Origin of the sequence: Halohasta salina, assembly GCF_024178165.1 — an archaeon.
GTDB lineage: Archaea > Halobacteriota > Halobacteria > Halobacteriales > Haloferacaceae > Halohasta > Halohasta salina.
In genome coordinates this window covers 686,293-701,789 of sequence record NZ_JAMZIE010000001.1, presented here as the reverse complement: position 1 = coordinate 701,789, position 15,497 = coordinate 686,293, and the positions used below count along the sequence as shown (strand labels likewise).

22 protein-coding genes and 1 pseudogene are annotated in these 15,497 nt (G+C 65.2%); 11 read left to right on the top strand and 12 right to left on the bottom strand.

The features are described from left to right. Positions 1-5 precede the first annotated feature (5 nt). The gene (locus NKJ34_RS03555; RefSeq protein ID WP_253736877.1) at positions 6-929 is read right to left on the bottom strand and encodes a glycosyltransferase family 2 protein; all 924 of its coding nucleotides are present in this window, start codon (positions 927-929) and stop codon (positions 6-8) included. 66 nt (positions 930-995) lie between these two features. Beyond that, a complete protein-coding gene (locus NKJ34_RS03550; protein ID WP_253736876.1) occupies positions 996-1,268 on the bottom strand; it encodes a MarR family transcriptional regulator in 273 nt (90 codons plus the stop codon). Between the two features lie 198 nt (positions 1,269-1,466). Between NKJ34_RS03550 and NKJ34_RS03545 the strand changes: the two genes are divergently transcribed. The 3 genes from NKJ34_RS03545 to NKJ34_RS03535 all read left to right on the top strand — a co-directional run bounded on the left by NKJ34_RS03545 (position 1,467) and on the right by NKJ34_RS03535 (position 2,895). After that, on the top strand, positions 1,467-2,171 hold the full coding sequence (locus NKJ34_RS03545) for a class I SAM-dependent methyltransferase (RefSeq protein WP_253736875.1): 705 nt from the start codon (positions 1,467-1,469) through the stop codon (positions 2,169-2,171). 77 nt (positions 2,172-2,248) lie between these two features. Further along, entirely contained in the window at positions 2,249-2,671 is a 423-nt protein-coding gene (locus NKJ34_RS03540) for a nuclear transport factor 2 family protein (protein WP_253736874.1), read from the top strand. Further along, entirely contained in the window at positions 2,671-2,895 is a 225-nt protein-coding gene (locus tag NKJ34_RS03535; protein ID WP_253736873.1) for a hypothetical protein, read from the top strand. The genes NKJ34_RS03540 and NKJ34_RS03535 overlap by 1 nt, the downstream gene beginning before the upstream one ends. Here the strand turns inward: NKJ34_RS03535 and NKJ34_RS03530 are convergent. Further along, positions 2,892-3,839, bottom strand: coding sequence for a zinc-dependent metalloprotease (locus NKJ34_RS03530; protein WP_253736872.1), 948 nt, complete (start codon positions 3,837-3,839; stop codon positions 2,892-2,894). The genes NKJ34_RS03535 and NKJ34_RS03530 overlap by 4 nt on opposite strands. Before the next feature lie 43 nt (positions 3,840-3,882). After that, on the bottom strand, positions 3,883-4,134 hold the full coding sequence (locus NKJ34_RS03525) for a hypothetical protein (protein WP_253736871.1): 252 nt from the start codon (positions 4,132-4,134) through the stop codon (positions 3,883-3,885). A gap of 88 nt (positions 4,135-4,222) precedes the next feature. Between NKJ34_RS03525 and NKJ34_RS03520 the strand changes: the two genes are divergently transcribed. The 3 genes from NKJ34_RS03520 (at position 4,223) to NKJ34_RS03510 (ending at position 6,877) form a co-directional block, all read left to right on the top strand. Further along, positions 4,223-5,287 carry a M20/M25/M40 family metallo-hydrolase gene (locus tag NKJ34_RS03520; RefSeq protein ID WP_253736870.1) on the top strand — a complete coding sequence of 355 codons (1,065 nt, stop codon included), beginning with the start codon at positions 4,223-4,225 and terminating at the stop codon, positions 5,285-5,287. Positions 5,288-5,419: 132 nt separating this feature from the next. Next, positions 5,420-6,325, top strand: a complete 906-nt coding sequence (locus tag NKJ34_RS03515) for a DMT family transporter (protein ID WP_253736988.1) — start codon at positions 5,420-5,422, stop codon at positions 6,323-6,325. Positions 6,326-6,412: 87 nt separating this feature from the next. Next, complete coding sequence (locus tag NKJ34_RS03510) at positions 6,413-6,877, top strand: hypothetical protein (protein WP_253736869.1); 465 nt, start codon at positions 6,413-6,415, stop codon at positions 6,875-6,877. Positions 6,878-6,886: 9 nt separating this feature from the next. Here the strand turns inward: NKJ34_RS03510 and NKJ34_RS03505 are convergent, their stop codons facing one another. The 5 genes from NKJ34_RS03505 to NKJ34_RS03485 form a co-directional block, all read right to left on the bottom strand. Then, positions 6,887-7,150 (bottom strand): hypothetical protein, encoded by a 264-nt coding sequence (locus NKJ34_RS03505; protein WP_253736868.1) that lies wholly within the window; start codon positions 7,148-7,150, stop codon positions 6,887-6,889. 62 nt (positions 7,151-7,212) lie between these two features. Next, entirely contained in the window at positions 7,213-7,617 is a 405-nt protein-coding gene (locus NKJ34_RS03500; RefSeq protein ID WP_253736867.1) for a DUF5788 family protein, read from the bottom strand. Positions 7,618-7,635: 18 nt separating this feature from the next. Continuing rightward, positions 7,636-8,382, bottom strand: coding sequence for a lipoate--protein ligase family protein (locus NKJ34_RS03495; RefSeq protein WP_253736866.1), 747 nt, complete (start codon positions 8,380-8,382; stop codon positions 7,636-7,638). Next, positions 8,379-8,648, bottom strand: coding sequence for a hypothetical protein (locus tag NKJ34_RS03490; RefSeq protein ID WP_253736865.1), 270 nt, complete (start codon positions 8,646-8,648; stop codon positions 8,379-8,381). The genes NKJ34_RS03495 and NKJ34_RS03490 overlap by 4 nt, the downstream gene beginning before the upstream one ends. 52 nt (positions 8,649-8,700) lie before the next feature. Continuing rightward, entirely contained in the window at positions 8,701-9,093 is a 393-nt protein-coding gene (locus tag NKJ34_RS03485) for an OsmC family protein (RefSeq protein WP_253736864.1), read from the bottom strand. Positions 9,094-9,254: 161 nt separating this feature from the next. On the opposite strand from NKJ34_RS03485, the gene NKJ34_RS03480 reads away from it, so the two are divergent. Further along, positions 9,255-9,701, top strand: coding sequence for a pyridoxamine 5'-phosphate oxidase family protein (locus NKJ34_RS03480; protein ID WP_253736863.1), 447 nt, complete (start codon positions 9,255-9,257; stop codon positions 9,699-9,701). Between the two features lie 7 nt (positions 9,702-9,708). Here NKJ34_RS03480 and lpdA read toward each other — a convergent pair whose 3' ends face one another. Both lpdA and NKJ34_RS03470 read right to left on the bottom strand, forming a co-directional pair. Next, positions 9,709-11,082: a dihydrolipoyl dehydrogenase gene (gene lpdA / locus NKJ34_RS03475; protein WP_253736987.1), complete on the bottom strand. Its 1,374-nt coding sequence runs from the start codon at positions 11,080-11,082 to the stop codon at positions 9,709-9,711. Positions 11,083-11,367: 285 nt separating this feature from the next. After that, positions 11,368-11,580: pseudogene (locus NKJ34_RS03470) on the bottom strand (biotin/lipoyl-containing protein); the annotation flags it as partial. A 169-nt stretch (positions 11,581-11,749) separates the two neighbouring features. Between NKJ34_RS03470 and NKJ34_RS03465 the strand changes: the two are divergent. Continuing rightward, on the top strand, positions 11,750-12,238 hold the full coding sequence (locus NKJ34_RS03465; RefSeq protein ID WP_253736862.1) for a 50S ribosomal protein L11: 489 nt from the start codon (positions 11,750-11,752) through the stop codon (positions 12,236-12,238). A 232-nt stretch (positions 12,239-12,470) separates the two neighbouring features. Here NKJ34_RS03465 and NKJ34_RS03460 read toward each other — a convergent pair whose 3' ends face one another. Beyond that, positions 12,471-13,082, bottom strand: coding sequence for a chemotaxis protein CheC (locus NKJ34_RS03460; RefSeq protein WP_253736861.1), 612 nt, complete (start codon positions 13,080-13,082; stop codon positions 12,471-12,473). Between the two features lie 254 nt (positions 13,083-13,336). Here NKJ34_RS03460 and NKJ34_RS03455 point away from each other — a divergent pair, with 254 nt between their 5' ends. Genes NKJ34_RS03455 through rpl12p form a run of 3 tightly spaced genes read left to right on the top strand, consistent with a single transcriptional unit; the run spans position 13,337 to position 15,399 of the window. Then, a complete protein-coding gene (locus NKJ34_RS03455) occupies positions 13,337-13,978 on the top strand; it encodes a 50S ribosomal protein L1 (protein ID WP_253736860.1) in 642 nt (213 codons plus the stop codon). After that, a complete protein-coding gene (locus tag NKJ34_RS03450; RefSeq protein ID WP_253736859.1) occupies positions 13,975-15,030 on the top strand; it encodes a 50S ribosomal protein L10 in 1,056 nt (351 codons plus the stop codon). Before NKJ34_RS03455 ends, NKJ34_RS03450 begins: the two co-directional genes overlap by 4 nt. Positions 15,031-15,051: 21 nt before the next feature. Next, entirely contained in the window at positions 15,052-15,399 is a 348-nt protein-coding gene (gene rpl12p / locus NKJ34_RS03445) for a 50S ribosomal protein P1 (protein ID WP_253736858.1), read from the top strand. Positions 15,400-15,497: the final 98 nt, after the last annotated feature.

Here is a 15,497-nt window from a genome sequence, read left to right as displayed (position 1 = left end):
ACCGCCTACTCGGGGGTCGACTCGGTGCCGCGCCAGTCGTAGCGGGCGACCGCGCGGTCGGCGCGTTTCGAGATCCCGTGTGGGTTTCGGGACTCCGCTCGGTCCCGTCGACGGGCGACGAAGCCGTCCGAACTCCCGGTCGCGATGCCCGACAACACGTCCCGACCCGTGCCGAACCACTCGGTCGGCTGGGCGTCGCCGCCAACGACATCGCGGGCGGCCGACAGCGCGTCACGCACCGCGTGGGCGGCCGTCCGGCGGATCACCGTGGGCCGGAGGCCGTAGTTTTTGACCAGCCGGTAGGACAGCGCCCGATACTTCCAGCCCCAGTCGCGGTGGGTCCGGCCGCCGTCGGCCTCGTACTCACACCGGACGCTCATCTCGGGCTGCCACGTGACGCCGAGATCCATTCCTGCAAGCCGGTGGGCCGCGTCGCGTGCCCCGCCCGTTTCGAGGTATTCGTCGAACCCATCGAGGTCGTCCAATACGTCGGCCTCGAAGGCCACGTTACTGCCCGAAAAGTAGGTCACATCGCGGGCGGCGATCGCCCTCGTTTCGGCCGATTCGGTCGTCACCCCGCCGGGGACCGTCCGGTGGGTCGGCCCCGTCACCACCGGGGCCTCGGTGAGCCCGTCGACGATCGCTCGTCGCCAGCCGTCTTCGATCCGGAGGTCGTCGCTGACGAAGGCGATCACGTCGCCGGAAGCGACTTCGATCCCCGCGTTCCGGGCGACGTTGACCGTCCGGGCCGACACTTCGACCAGCACGTCGACGTCCTCGCGGTCGCGGACCATTCCGGTCGTCCCATCGGCCGAGGGACCGTTGACGACGACGAGTTCGGCCTCGGGGGCCGCAGCCGTCAGCCGGTCGAGGCAGGCCGACAGCTGGTCCCGGCCGTTGAGTGTCGGCACGACGACCGAAAGCTGCATACAGGTGGATTCGAGAGCGACCACATAAAAGGGCGGATTGCTGCCCGCGTCGACTACGGCGGCTGGCTACGTGTTGAGGTAGTAGACCTGTTTGCGGGCGTCCTTGAAGCTGTACCGCGAGCCGATCAGATCGGACTCCTCGAGCCGGTTGAGCGCGTACCGCACCGTGCGGTCGGGAAGCAGCGATTCGTCGGCGAGTTGGCCCTGCGAGAGTGGCTGGTCGGTTTCGAGGACCTTGGCAACCAGTTTCGCACTCGGCGGTAGTTCGCGGAGTCGGTCCCGAAACTCCGTCTCCGACAGCTCGATACGACTGCTGGCCTCGACCGGACTAGTGCTCATACTACCGCTTCAAGACTGACGTACTGGTAAAGGTTATCTACATACATCACAAGTCAGTAGATATTGTATAAGGGGATACTAGTATAACACCTCAACCTCCGGGCGGTCTGTGGGTGAGTGCCTCGGTATTTGTCCAGTTCCGAACGGTCGACAGTATCCAGTACGGTTTTAGTGCTCCAGCGTGCAGGTTCGGCCACTGTGAAAGGCAAGGAGTGGTACCAGGCCGACGATGTCGCCGAGGAGTACGACGACAAGCGGTTTTCGGAGGGTGGAGCGTTCATCGATCGGCGCGAGAAGGCAGCGGTTCGGTCGGCGCTGGGCCCTCTCGAAGACAAGACCGTCTTGGAGGTTGCCTGCGGGACCGGTCGGTTTACGGTAATGATGGCCCAAGCGGGGGCCGACATCGTCGGACTGGACATCTCGGCGGCGATGCTCGCTCAGGGCCGCGAGAAAGCAAAACGCGCCGGCGTCGACGACCACGTCGAGTTCATGCGCGGCGACGCCGCTCGGCTCCCGTTTCCCGACGACCACTTCGATGCCGTCTTCGCCATGCGGTTTTTCCATCTCGCCGACCGGCCGGTGACCTTCCTGCGAGAACTCCGCCGGGTCACAAAGGGCCAGATTTTCTTCGATACGTTCAATCTCGGCAGCACGCGCGTGATCTACAACTGGCTGTTGCCGATGGGGTCGCGGCTCTACTCCCGGACCGACGTCGAGAGCCTGCTTGCGGATTCGGAGCTCGAACTCGAATCCGAAGCCCACGATTTCGTCCTCCCGTATGGGTTCTACCGCCAGCTTCCCCGGTCGGTCGCCCGACCGTTCCGTACGCTCGATACGGCCATCGGAAAGACGCCGCTGGGCGACAAACTGGCGTCGGTTTCCTACTGGAGCGTACAAAAGTAGTCGGTCCCTACCGACGGCGTTGAGCGCCGACGGAGGCGAAGCACTGATTTGAAGCCCCCTGCGGTCGACGGCCACCTATGGGACGGGATGTAGCCGAGACGGTCGAGGCCTACTACGACGCCCTCGAAGGTGGCGACACCCTCGCGTCGTTCTTTGCGGAGGCACCGAACACGATCAAAGTCGGGCTCAGCGAGCGGCTGGTCGGCTACGCCGACGTCGCAAACGGCCTCTCCGAGCAGACGGCGACGACCGAAGACTGGAGCGTCGAGAGCAACGACCTGTCGGTCACCGTCGACGGCGACATCGCGTGGTTCGACGATCAGGTCTCCCTTGCGTGGCGTGATATCCCGACCGACACCGACTACGACTTCGAGAGCCGGTGGACAGGGGTTCTCCGGCGGCGCGACGGCGACGAGTGGCAGTTCGTCACGCTGCACGTGTCGGCTCCCAACGAGGAGCTCCAGACGGCCGAAGACGACCTGTTCTCGTGGGAGGGCTGATGGTCGGGTCGAGCCTCACGGCCGACGAGAAGGCACTCGCAAACCGCCGGCTCAGGATCGGGTTCGTGTTGCTTGTCGCGGGCTCAACCGCCCTGATGTCGCTCCACATCGATCCCACGCCGCTCCAGTTGGCAGCGGCCTTCGTCAGCGGCCTCGGGGTCGGAATCGTGCTCCTGTGGTTCGTGCTCCGCAACCTCGAGGAGTTCCGGTCGTCGATGCGCTAGTCGACCCGTTGAAGCCACCGTCCCGGTGTGTCGAGTTCCGCATCCGTCGGGAGGTTCTCGGGGGCGTCCCAGACCGCACTTGCGGCAGCCACGCTCCGGGCGTCGGCGACCGCTTCGAAGAAAGCCGCCCCCCGTTCGTACTGCTGGCGTTTGAGCCCCAGACCGAGCAGCCGCCGAAACAGTTGGACGACCGGGCCGCCACCCTTCCGTCTGGCGTCGATCTTCGCCCGGAGATCGGCGTACTCGGTGTCGAAGGCCCGATCCATCAGTAGCTCGGCGTACCCCTCGACGGCAGTCATCGCCGTGTTGAGTTCGTGGTACGCCTCGCGGTTGAGCTGTCCCTCAGTGAGATCGGTCACCGTCTCCTGCATCCGAGCTTCGAGATAGCCCGGCAGCCACGGGGCCGCGCCGAACTCGGCGGCGTGGGCGACCTCATGGAAGGCGATCCACCGACGGAACCGCGGGTAGTCGACGTCTAACTGACGGGCCACACGCCGTATATTGGGCCTAACAAAGTACAGCGAGTGGTCGTCGGTGTCGGCCAACAGCAAGGGATCGTACTGGCCGAGGACGTTCCGCCCAAGAAAACCGAGGGTGATCGCCATCGTCCCAGTGTTGATCGCCCGCGAGACGCCGGGTAGCAGCGCCGACTGCTCCTCCAGCGGCTCAACGACCCGGCGAAAGGTAGCAATGTTGGCGTCGATCCAGTGATGGCGGTGCTGGATTTCGATGGTCGCCGGGAGATCGAAGTCGACGCCGCCGACCGATCGAAGCCGGTCGCGGGCCGCACGCACGTCGGTCCGGTAGCCCGCCCGTTCGTCGGCCGTCAACTCGAGGTCGCCGCGGGGCGTGGCGGCTTTGGCAGCGGCGGCGACCGCCGTCCAGTCGACGATGCCGTCGCCGCCGGCGTCGGCCACCGCCTGGGCGCTCCGAAAGAGATCCATGCCGAGTGGTGGATGTCAGCGAGTAAAATCCTTGTGCGGGTGGTCAGCTCTCCTCGTCGAGGGCCGCCAGTTCGTCGGCGGCGTCCTCGCCGAGGAGTTTCGTCGCCGCCACGACCAGCAACACGACCACGACGGCGGCCACGACCAGCCGTCCGCGGGACCTGCCGCTTCCCGTGTCCGCCGCCGTGTCGCTGGAGGACTTGTCGTCGGTCGTCGTCGACCCGCGGAGCGATGTGGGGCCGAGTTGGATGTCGCCGTCCGAAACGTGGAGTTCGAGGAGGGTGATGTTTCCCATGGGGTCGACACGGAAACCCGGCCTAAATCGGTTGTGGCGGCCGACCGCAAACGCTAGGTTGATAGGTGTGCTGTCGGTTCCCACAGATATGGACGAGAGACGACGGGAGTTTCTGACGGCGCTGCTGTCGACGCCGAGTCCCTCGGGCTACGAGGCCGACGGCCAGCGCGTCTGGATCGACTACGTAAGCGAGTTCGCCGACGAGGTCCGGACCGACGACTACGGCAACGCCGTGGCGGTCCACCAGGGATCGGGCGAGGGCCCCGAGATCGCCTTCTCGGGTCACGCCGACGAGATCGGCTTCATCGTTCGGGACGTCCTCGAGGACGGGTTCCTGCGGCTGAGCCGCATCGGCGGCTCCGATCGGACGATCTCGCAGGGCCAACACGTCACCGTCCACACCGCCGACGGCCCCGTACAGGGTGTCGTCGGCCAGACGGCGATCCATCTGCGAGAGACCGGCAGCGAGGAGTACAGCGACATCAGCGAGCAGTTCGTCGACATCGGCGCGACCGATGGCGAGGAGGCCGAAGAACTGGTCGAAGTCGGCGACCCGATCACGTTCTCGACAGAACTGTTCGAACTCAGCGGCAGCCGACTGTCGGCCCGCGGGATGGACAACCGCGTCGGCACGTGGAGCGCCGCCGAGGGACTCCGCCGAGCGGTCGAAAACGACGTCGACGCCACGGTGTACGCGGTGAGCACGGTCCAAGAGGAGGTCGGGATCAAGGGCGCACAGATGGTCGGCTTCGATCTCGATCCCGACGCCGCCATCGCGGTCGACGTCACCCACGCCACCGACAACCCCGACGTCGCGGGCAAACACAAAGGCCCGGTCGAACTCGGCGACGGACCGGTCGTCTCCCGCGGGAGCGCCAACCACCCGAACGTGGTCGACCTCGCCCGTGAAGCCGCCGAGACAGCCGATATCAACATCCAGCTACAGGCCACCGGCACCCGAACCGGCACCGACGCCGACGGGTTTTACACCTCTCGGAGCGGGATCCCGGCACTCAACATCGGCATCCCGAACCGCTACATGCACACGCCGGTCGAGGTGGTCGACACCGACGACCTCGACGACGTGGCCGCGCTGCTCGGGGCGATCGCCGAGGCAGCGGGCGACGTCGACTCGTTTGCCGTCGAGTTCTGAGTGGGCTCTGTCACGGTACCCATCCCACCGCAACCCGAATCTACAAACGGTCGACGGGAGTAGGCCCCGGAGAGAAGGACTGTGACGACCGACTCCGGGCAGCAACAGTCGACCGAGCCGATCGTACCGCCGATGGCTGGCCTCGTGGTCGCCATCTGTGCGATCAGCGCCGGGGCGATCCTCGTCCGGCTGAGCAGCGAACCGCCCGCCGTCGCGGCCTTGTATCGCGTCCTGTTTACGACTCTGCCGTTGCTCCCGGTTGCCGGCTGGAACTACCGCGAGGAGTTCCGGCGGATCACCGCTCGTGATCTCGGCTTCGCGACGCTCGCAGGCCTCGCGCTCGCAGTGCATTTCGCCGCGTGGTTCGAGAGCCTCGCGTGGACCAGCGTCGCCGCGAGTGTCACCCTCGTCCAGTCCCAGCCCGTCTTCGTCGCGTTCGGTGCTTGGCTCCTGCTTCGCGAGCGTGTCACGAGTCGGATGGCGCTGGGGATCGTCGTCGCCGTCGTCGGCATCGCAACCATGTCGCTCGGCGACTTGCTGGGCGGCGTGCTGGTCGGCCCCGACCCCCTCTACGGGAACGCGCTGGCGCTGCTCGGAGCCGTGATGGCCGCCGGCTACGTCCTCGCCGGGCGGTCGCTTCGCCAGCGTGTCGCGCTCGTCCCGTACGTGGTCGTCGTCTACAGCGTCTGTGCGCTCGCCTTGCTGGCGATCGTCCTCGCACAGGGCCACCCGCTGTCGGGGTATCCGCCCCGCGAATGGCTCATCTTTGCTGGCCTCGCGCTCGGCCCGGGGCTGTTCGGCCACACGGTCATCAACTGGGCGCTGGCGCATCTCGAATCAAGTGTCGTCTCGGTCTCGCTGCTCGGCGAGCCGATCGGCGCGACAGTTCTCGCGTTCGTCGTCCTTGCGGAACTCCCGACCCGGTTTACCATCCTCGGGGGCGTGATCGTCCTCGTCGGCATCTACTACACTGCCTCGGACCGGCAGGACCGAGAGCCGCCCGCCAGCGAGTCCACAGCCGAGGATCTCTCCGACTGATCATTCCCGTCGCAGCCGACGTGTCGACCCGTCTGCCACCGTGTTCCGAGCCCGAAGAATTATCACCGGGAATCCAACCAATTCGCTATGGATACTCGGCTTACACGACGGACGCTGTCAGTGGGCGCGGCGGCGGTTGTGACGGGCGCAAGCGGCTGTTTGTCGTTCGGCAACGACCCGCCGGTGCCGGGATCACTTCGGCTCCGCAACGAAACCGAGACCGAGGTTACGGTGTCCGTGCAGGCCACGAAGGTCAGCGAGGACTCCGACGACCCCCAACAGTACAACGAGACGCCGGCTCCGGACGCTGAGTCGACGGTCGTCCGCGATGACCGCTTCGAACTCCCTGCCGAGGACGACCATCTTTTGGAAGGCTGGCTGTCGACACCGGGGCTCTACTTTCTCGAAGCCAACGTGGGCTCCGAGCGGGTCGACACCGAATGGATCGGCCTCTATCCGGCAGGTCCCAATGGTACGTCGGTTGCCGAGGAGACGGTGCATCTCACCGTCGAGGAAACGAGAGTCCGGTTCGGGCTGTCGGTCAGCGACTGACCGGGCGTGTCACTTTTGAGCGAGTTTGAGCGACACCAGCACGGTCGGGATCACGATCGGGATCGTCAGAATCGCGCCCGTGATGACGACGAAGGGTGCCACGTCGGCGGCCGGATACGCCAGCCAGCCGACGGTTACCCAGTCGACGACGGTCACGATCACCGCGTAAGCGATCGCCGCCAGCAGGACGATCACGCCGAACGTGCCGGCGACGACGCCGGCGGGATGTCGGCCCGGCCGTGGCTCGGATGTCGTTTCGGTGCTACCGGCCATCGACAGTATACTCCATAGTATTGTGAATATTGCAACCAACTAAAACGGTTCGTATTCGGCAGCTACTGGACCGATTCGAGGAAGCCGAGCCATCGCTTGTAGTCGTCGATTTCGGCGCTCCGGACCTCCGAGCCGTAGTCGGGTCGGTACAGCGAGTCGAGGGCGTTCCGCGCGCGGTCGAGGCCGACGATCTCATCGGCGAGTTCCTTGGCCGTCTCCGCGTCGAGATCATCGTTCTTCAGCCGGTCGACCCGCTCGGTTCGTTCGTTTCGGAGCCGGCGTTTCGCCGTCGAGACAAGCTCCCGCGTTCCCGGCGGGATCTCCGGCAGCTCGCGGGTCTCGATGATGAACTCCTGAAGGTCGACCGGCTCGCCGTTGATTGTGATCGTCTCGGGCGTCTTGGCTCCGATCGTCGCGCTCTGCCGGTTGACGCGCTTCAGCAGTTCGTCCCGCGTGGTGTCGTCCATGAATGGGTCAGGAAGCGGTCACAGTTGGCGGTTCCAGGCGTCGGTGCCGAACCGGTCGGCCGCACGTTCGCGTGCCTCCGCGACGACATCCGACGACAACTCGCCGGCCTCGGCGTCGAAGCGGTCGGCGAACGTCGACTTGAGGGCCTCGATCACGTCGGGTCGGCTCGCGTCGACGTGGTCGGTCATCCGGGCGACGCGCTTTTCGGCGGATTTGATCGCCTTGTCCGAGACCTTCTCCTCGCCGATCCGGAGCACCCGAAGCATCTCGGGAATATCGAGGTCGTAGCTCATCGTCGTGTGGTGGAGCACGGCGTTGTCGGTCCGCAACTGGGCCGAGCCGCCGATCTTCCCCTCGGGGTGACTGATGTCGTTCAGCGGTTCGTGGCTGACGTCGAGGCCGACACTTCGCAGGGCGTCGATCGCCCACTGGTCGAGTTCGGCGTAGCTGGCCTCGATGTCCGCCGAAACCTGTTCGTGGGGGAGGTACAACGAGTAGGTGATCACCGCCCCCGGCTGGACGTACATCGCCCCGCCGCCAGTGAGCCGACGTACCACGTCGATGTCGTGTTCCGCGACGTAGTCGACGGCCACCTCGTCGGCGTAGGCTTGAAACCGCCCGAGGGCGACCGCCGGGGCGTCCCGGTACCAGAACCGGAGCGTGGGTTCGAGTTCGCCCGCGTCGAGCCGGTCGGTCAGGACGCCTTCGAGAGCCTGCTGGACCGGCTCGCTGTAGGTGCCGGCGTCGACGATCCGGGCGGTCATTCGAGGGCCTCCAGTGTCGCGTCGGCCAGATGCCCGGCATCGAAGCCGATGAGTCGGGCGTCGACGGCCTCGATTGCCTCGACGAGCGTTTCGTGGGCAACGTCGACCGGCTGGCCTTCGAGAGCGGCTTCGAGCGCCCTGCGGCTCTCGGGCGGTTCGAGGAAGAAGTCGCCGGTCAGCCGGACGTCGGTGATCCGATCGTCGTAGCTGAGGCCGACTTCGAGGAGCTTTCCGTCGGGGACGTTGACTGTCGCGCTGTTGTGCATGCGGCTACCTGTCCGAAGGGCCCCTGCGCCCTTTAATCGCGCCCTTTACGGTTCAAAACGCCTCGTCTTCGACGGTGACATCGGCGGCCAGCCCATCGCGGAGCGCCGCGTGGACGTGACAGAGTTCCTCGCCGAGAGCGACCAGTTCGTCGGGATCGTCGACGGCCGACTCCACTTTGAGCGTGAACGCGATCGACTGGAGGTCGTCGTGGTCGTCGACCGCTGCGGTCGCCTCGATTGCCATCTCGCCGAGGTCGTCGTAGCCGTGCTGCTGGGCCCCCATCCGTACGGCCGGGAGGAAACACGAGGCGTAGTCGGCGACGAGCACCGCGTTCGGGTTCGGCCCCGTCTCGTCCATCGGATCGATGGCGAGCGCGAAGTCGCCGATGACGCTTTCGGTGTCGTAGCCGTCCGGGTTCGACGTCGTGAGTGAGAACTCGTTCATGACTGTATTGGGCACTCTGCACTATACTATGAAATACTTTGTGAATCGGCGGCGGGTCGACACAGGGTGACGGACACGAACGGGACAGGAGTAGCCGAGCCGTTCCGAGACGATGGGAGACGGCCCGACTTTTATGTCTGCCGTGTGTGTTCGTACCGCATATGTCAGGCTTTCAGTCCCTGTTGGGCAGTGAAATGGACGACGCCGAGATCGACGACGTACTGATCGACAACGGCATGGGGGTGCTCTCGATGAGTGCCGAGGGCGTGCCGTACGGCGTTCCGCTGTCGTTCGGCTACGACGGCGACCGGCTGTACTTCCTCTTTCTCGACGCCAGCACCGAACTCCGGAAGGAGACGTACGCCGAAGCGGCCACCGAGGCGAGTTTCACGACCTTCGACGTCGACCCCGACGGCTCGTGGCGGAGCGTGATCGTCGCGGGCCCACTTGACCGGATCGTGGTCGACGAGTGGGACGACGCCCGCGAGGCGATGGCCGACAACGCCTACCAATCGGATCTCCTCGGGGAGTACGAACTCCAGGAGAACCCCAACGTGTGGGCCCTCAAAATCGAAGAGCGGTCGGGCCGTGCTGTCGGCCAGTCGTGACCGTCGATTAGTGGGTGTGGATCGCCTCGCCGCGGGCGTCCGCAGCGGCCTCCATGACCGCCTCCGAGAGCGTCGGGTGGGTGTGGACCGTTCCGGCGAAGGCTTCGAGATCCATCCTGGCTTCGAGGGCGACAGTTACCTCGCCGATCAGCTCCGAGGCGTTCGGGGCGACAATCTGCGCACCGAGAACGCGCTCGCTGGCGGCGTCGGCGACGACGCGGACGAAGCCGTCGGCCGCGTCCATCGTGAGCGCCCGGCCGTTGGCCCCCAGCGGCATCCGGCCGACGACGGGGTTGTAGCCCGCCTCTTCGGCCTCGTCGCTGGTCAAGCCGACCGAAGCGATCTCGGGGTCGGTGAAGACGGCCGCGGGGATCGCTGCCGCGTCGAGCGAGGCGGGTTCGCCCGCGATAGCCGCGGCGGCGACCTCGCCCTCGTAGCTGGCCTTGTGGGCCAACATCGGCTCGCCCGCCACGTCGCCGATCGCGAAGATGTGGTCGCGGTCGGTCCGCCCCTGCGCGTCGGTCTCGATGAATCCGTCCTCGGTGGGTTCGATCCCGACCGCGTCGAGATTGACCGTGTCGACGACGGGCTGTCGACCCGCGACGACCGCCACGGCGTCGGCCGCGAGGTCGGTCTCCTCCCCGTCTTTCGTCTCGGTGGTGACGACGACGCCGTTTGCGGTTTCGCTCCAGTCGGTGGCGGCCTCGCCGAACCGGAACTCGATGCCGAGGTCGGTCGCTCGCTCGCGGACCACCTTCGAGATCTCGTCGTCATACATCGGTAGCACGTCGTCGAGCATCTCGATGGCGGTGATCTCGGTGCCGAGTTTGGCCAGCGCCATCGACAGCTCCATCCCGATGTAGCCCGCGCCGATCACGAGCAGTTCGTCGGGTGCCTCCTCGAAGTCGAGGACGTCACTGGAGTCCAGCACGCGCTCGCCGTCGGGCTCGAAGCCCGGCAGTTCGAGGGGACGGCTGCCGGTCGCAACGATCGAATACTCGAAGTCGACGGCCGTCTCGCCGTCGTCGGTGGCGACCTTCGCGCGGTGGTCGTCGACGAACGTCGCCTCGCCGTCGACGAGCGTGACGCCGTTTGCTTTGCAGAGCCCCTCGACACCGCCGGTCAGTTGGTCGACGACGCCGTCCTTCCACTCGACCAGTTGGCCGACGTCGACGTCGACCTCGGCCGTAATGCCGAGGGGTTCGGCGTGGGTCGCCTCGTGGGCGATCTCCGCGCCGTGGATCAGCGCCTTCGAGGGGATACAGCCCGTGTTGAGACAGGTCCCGCCGTAGGCGTCCTTCTCGACGAGCGTGACGTCGAGGCCCAACTGGGCCGCCCGGATCGCCGCGACGTAGCCGCCCGGCCCCGCGCCGATCACCAGTACCTCGGTCGACTCGGGGACGCCGTCGAGTTCGCCGGTCGAGAGATCGGCGGCGGGCTCGTCGTCGCTGACCCGGGTAACCGCTGGCGTCGGTCCGTCGTCGGCGTCGTCAGCACCGGCGTCCTCGCTGGCATCCGCGTCGTCGTCTCCGTCGGCGTCAGTATCGTCAACGCGCGTGACCGCGGGCGTCGGCCCATCGTCGCTGGCGCTGGCGTCCGCGTCGTCGGCTGACTCGTCGTCACTGGCTGCGCTGTCGGCAGCATCAGTATCGAAGCTCATGACAAGCTCGCCGACTTCCACGGTGTCGCCGGTTTCGGCGTGGATCTCGGCTACCTGCCCGTCGACCGGGGCCGAGACCTCCGAGACCGATTTCGACGTCTCGACCTCCAGGACCGTCTCGCCCTCTTCGACCGTATCCCCGGGGTCGACGTGACAGTCGACGAGCGTCCCATCGGTCGCGTCGCTTCCCAACTCCGGTAGCTCGAATTCGTGGCTCATCGAGTCGGACTACGTAGCCGTGGTTAATATTGTCTTTGGTGTGCAATATTGTTGGCTGGCTGGTGTGTCGGGTCACAGGCCCGTTCGTCGGCAGCACGGCTGTGTCACTGTCTGGCGTGGCGGCTCCCAAAGAACAACCGTTAAAAGCCGAGACCGGTTTCAACTGGATATGGCTGGAACTATCGAAGTACTCGTTCCTGGTGGCCAGGCCAACCCTGGCCCGCCGCTCGGTCCGGAGCTCGGACCGACGCCGGTCGACGTCCAAGCAGTCGTACAGGAGATCAACGCCGAGACTGACGCCTTCGACGGGATGGAAGTCCCGGTGACCGTCGAATACGACGACGACGGCTCCTTCGAGATCGAAGTCGGTGTCCCACCGACCTCGGAACTCATCAAGGACGAGGCGGGCTTCTCGACCGGCAGTGGCGAACCCCACGAGGACTTCGTGGCGGATCTCTCGGTCGAACAGCTCAAAAAGGTCGCCGAGCAGAAGTCGACGGATCTGCTCTCCTACGACGTGAAAAACGCCGCCAAAGAAGTCAGCGGCACCTGCATGACCCTCGGCGTCACCATCGACGGCGAGGACGCGCGCACGTTCAAAGAGCGCGTCGACGCCGGCGAGTACGACGACGTCCTCGTCGACGACGCCAGCGCCTAATTTTCGGCGACCGAGTTTTCCGCTCTCGCTCGTTCGTGAGTGTGAACAGCCGACAGTCGTCCCTCTCACTGAGAATCACGTATTACGGAGTCACCGATTGCAGTGACACCTGCCGCTCCGCTGCAATGGTTCCTGTAACGGTATCATTCGGCCCGCGATACAGTACAAGCGGACCCGAAGGGGCGACGCTTGGTTGATCCGTACCTAAAAAACCACACAGGCGAACCGAGGCCTACACCTCGGCGTCGACATCGATTCGGCGGACGAGTTCGACCAGCGAGTCGAGTTGGGGGAAGGTGTAGACGGTGAGATCGAGGTCGGTGTCGTGGGTGGTGATCTCCGAATCCAGCACGAACACCATCTCTTTGTCGGGCCACCCACCCATCTCGTCGATGATCTTCGCGGTCGAACCGTAGGTAAACGTCGGCGTCGTCATGTTGATCGTCGTGTTGAGGACGTTCGCCCAGCCGTCGATGTAGCTGGAGGTCATGATGTTGCCGATCTCTTGGATGGCCGACTTCTCCATGCTGCTGAACCCGCTGGAATCGTCACCACCCATATCTCCGGGGATCATCGACTGGGCGAGTTCCTTGCTATCGCTCGGATCCAGCAGGAACAGCACGTTGCCGTACGGCGACTCGGTCAGCTCGATGCTAATGCCGACGGCGTTGCGGTCGCCGATGTGTTTCTTGACGTCGTCGATGTGCAGAAAGTTGATCTTCGCCATCTCGATCTCGGCGTCCATCCCCGACATCTGACTCAGGCTGTCGGCGACCTGAATCGATCCCTGTCGACAGATCTTATTGAAAAGCTCCAGCTTGCGGATGTCGACCTTCAAACTCATTTTATACGAATATTCAGTGTAGATATAAAGCGCTTCGCTCCGAGACCTCTCGCTCAACGCCCGGCACTCCGGGGGGTCCGTGTCCGTCCCCATCGCTCGTGGTAGTTCGTATCAAAACCCGTGGGAAACACCCACAGGCGGTCGAATCGGGTTCGACGGGCTTTTAACGCTGATCCGCTACCATCCGGTGAGACAGGCGTAGCCTGTGTCACTGACCCGTAGGAGCAGCATCCTGCGTACTACGGAGGTGAATAATGGCAGACGATACGATAGTAGAAGCAGTTTCTCGCGCGCTCGACGAGTCGCCACCACGGAATTTCCGTGAGACCGTCGACCTCGCGGTGAACCTGCGAGACCTAGACCTCAACGATCCATCGAATCGCGTCGACGAGAGCATTGTGCTCCCGTCGGGAACCGGCCAAGACACCCAGATTGTGGTGTTCGCCGAAGGAGAAACCGCCCTGCAGGCAGAAGACGTCGCCGACCAAGTGCTTTCGAGTGACGACCTCGAAGAACTGGGTGACGACGACGACGAAGCCAAGGATCTGGCCGATGCGACGGACTTCTTCGTCGCGGAAGCCGACCTGATGCAGGACATCGGTCGCTACCTCGGGACCGTCCTCGGTCCGCGAGGGAAGATGCCGACCCCGCTCCAGCCCGACGACGACGTCGTCGAGACAGTCAACCGGATGAAAAACACCGTGCAGGTTCGATCCCGGGACCGCCGGACGTTCCACACCCGCGTCGGTGCTGACGACATGCCGGCCGAGGAGATCGCCGACAACATCGACGTCATCATCCGGCGACTCGAAGCGGACCTCGAAAAGGGCCCGCTGAATCTCGACTCCATCTACGTCAAGACCACCATGGGCCCGGCCGTCGAGGTGAACGCATGAGCGGAAGCGAGTCCGTTCGCAAAACCGAGACGATCCCGCAGTGGAAGCAAGATGAAGTCGACGAGCTCGTCGAGTTCATCTCGGGCTACCAGTCGGTCGGCGTCGTCGGCGTCGAAGGCATTCCGAGCCGACAGCTGCAGGCCATGCGCCGTGACTTGCATGGCAGCGCGGCCGTCCGGATGAGCCGCAACACGCTCGTCGTGCGCGCGCTCGAAGCAGCCGGTGAGGGCGTCGAAGATCTCACCGACTTCGTCGCCGGCCAGGTTGCCCTGATCGGCACCAACGACAACCCCTTCGCGCTGTTCAAACAGCTCGAAGCCTCGAAGACCCCTGCCCCGATCAACGCGGGCGAGGTCGCGCCCAACGACATCGTCATCCCCGAGGGTGACACCGGTGTCGACCCCGGTCCGTTCGTCGGCGAACTCCAGCAGGCTGGAGCCGACGCCCGGATTCAGGAGGGCTCGATTCAGGTGCTGTCGGACAGCACCGTCCTCGAGGAGGGCGAAGTGGTCGACCAGCAGCTCGCGAGCGTCCTGACCGAACTCGGCATCGAGCCGAAAGAGGTCGGCCTCGACCTCAAGCAGGTGTACTCCGAGGGCGTGCTGTTCGCGCCCGACGAACTCGAGATCGACGTCGAGGAGTACCGCGCGGACATCCAGTCCGCCGCCGCTGCGGCCCGGAACCTCTCGATCAATGCGGTCTACCCGACCGCCGAAACCGCGCCCTCGCTCATCGCGAAGGCGACCGGCGAGGCCAAATCGGTCGCGCTCTCCGGCGCCGTCGAGAGCCCCGATGTGCTGGGCGAACTCGTCGGCAAGGCCGACGGTCAGGTGCGGGCGCTCGTCGACCGGATCGACGACCCCGAGGCCCTGCCCGAGGAGCTCCGCGATATCGACACCGCTGCTGACGCTGACGACGCTGACGAGGCCGACGAGGCCGAGGCAGCCGAGGATGCCGAAGCGGACGCAGATGACGCACAGGCAGACGAAGACGACACGGAAGAGGCCGAGGGAGACGACGAGGACGACGACGCTCTCGGAACGCTCTTCTAACCCCAACTGGAGATTACAACAATGGAATACGTTTACGCAGCACTCATCCTGAACGAGACCGGCGAAGAGATCAGCGAAGACAACGTCACCGCAGTGCTCGACGCAGCAGGCGTCGACGTCGAGGAGTCCCGCGTCAAGGCCCTCGTTGCCGCCCTCGAAGACGTCGACATCGAGGAGGCCATCGAGACGGCCGCAGCCGTGCCCGCCGCAGGCGGCGCTGGCGGCGCAGCAGCCGACGCTGGTGGCGACGAGGCAGCCGACGAGGCTGACGACGAGGCTGACGACGGCGGCGACGAAGCCGAAGAAGCAGCCGACGACGACGAAGACGAGGAAGCCGACGGCGAGGGCCTCGGCAACCTCTTCGGCTAAGTTCGGCACCGCTCACAGATCCGTTATTTTTTGCGTGCTATACGGCGAGCCGCAGCACTCCCCGAGGCTTAAGCCGGAAGCCGCCACCACCGTCGCCG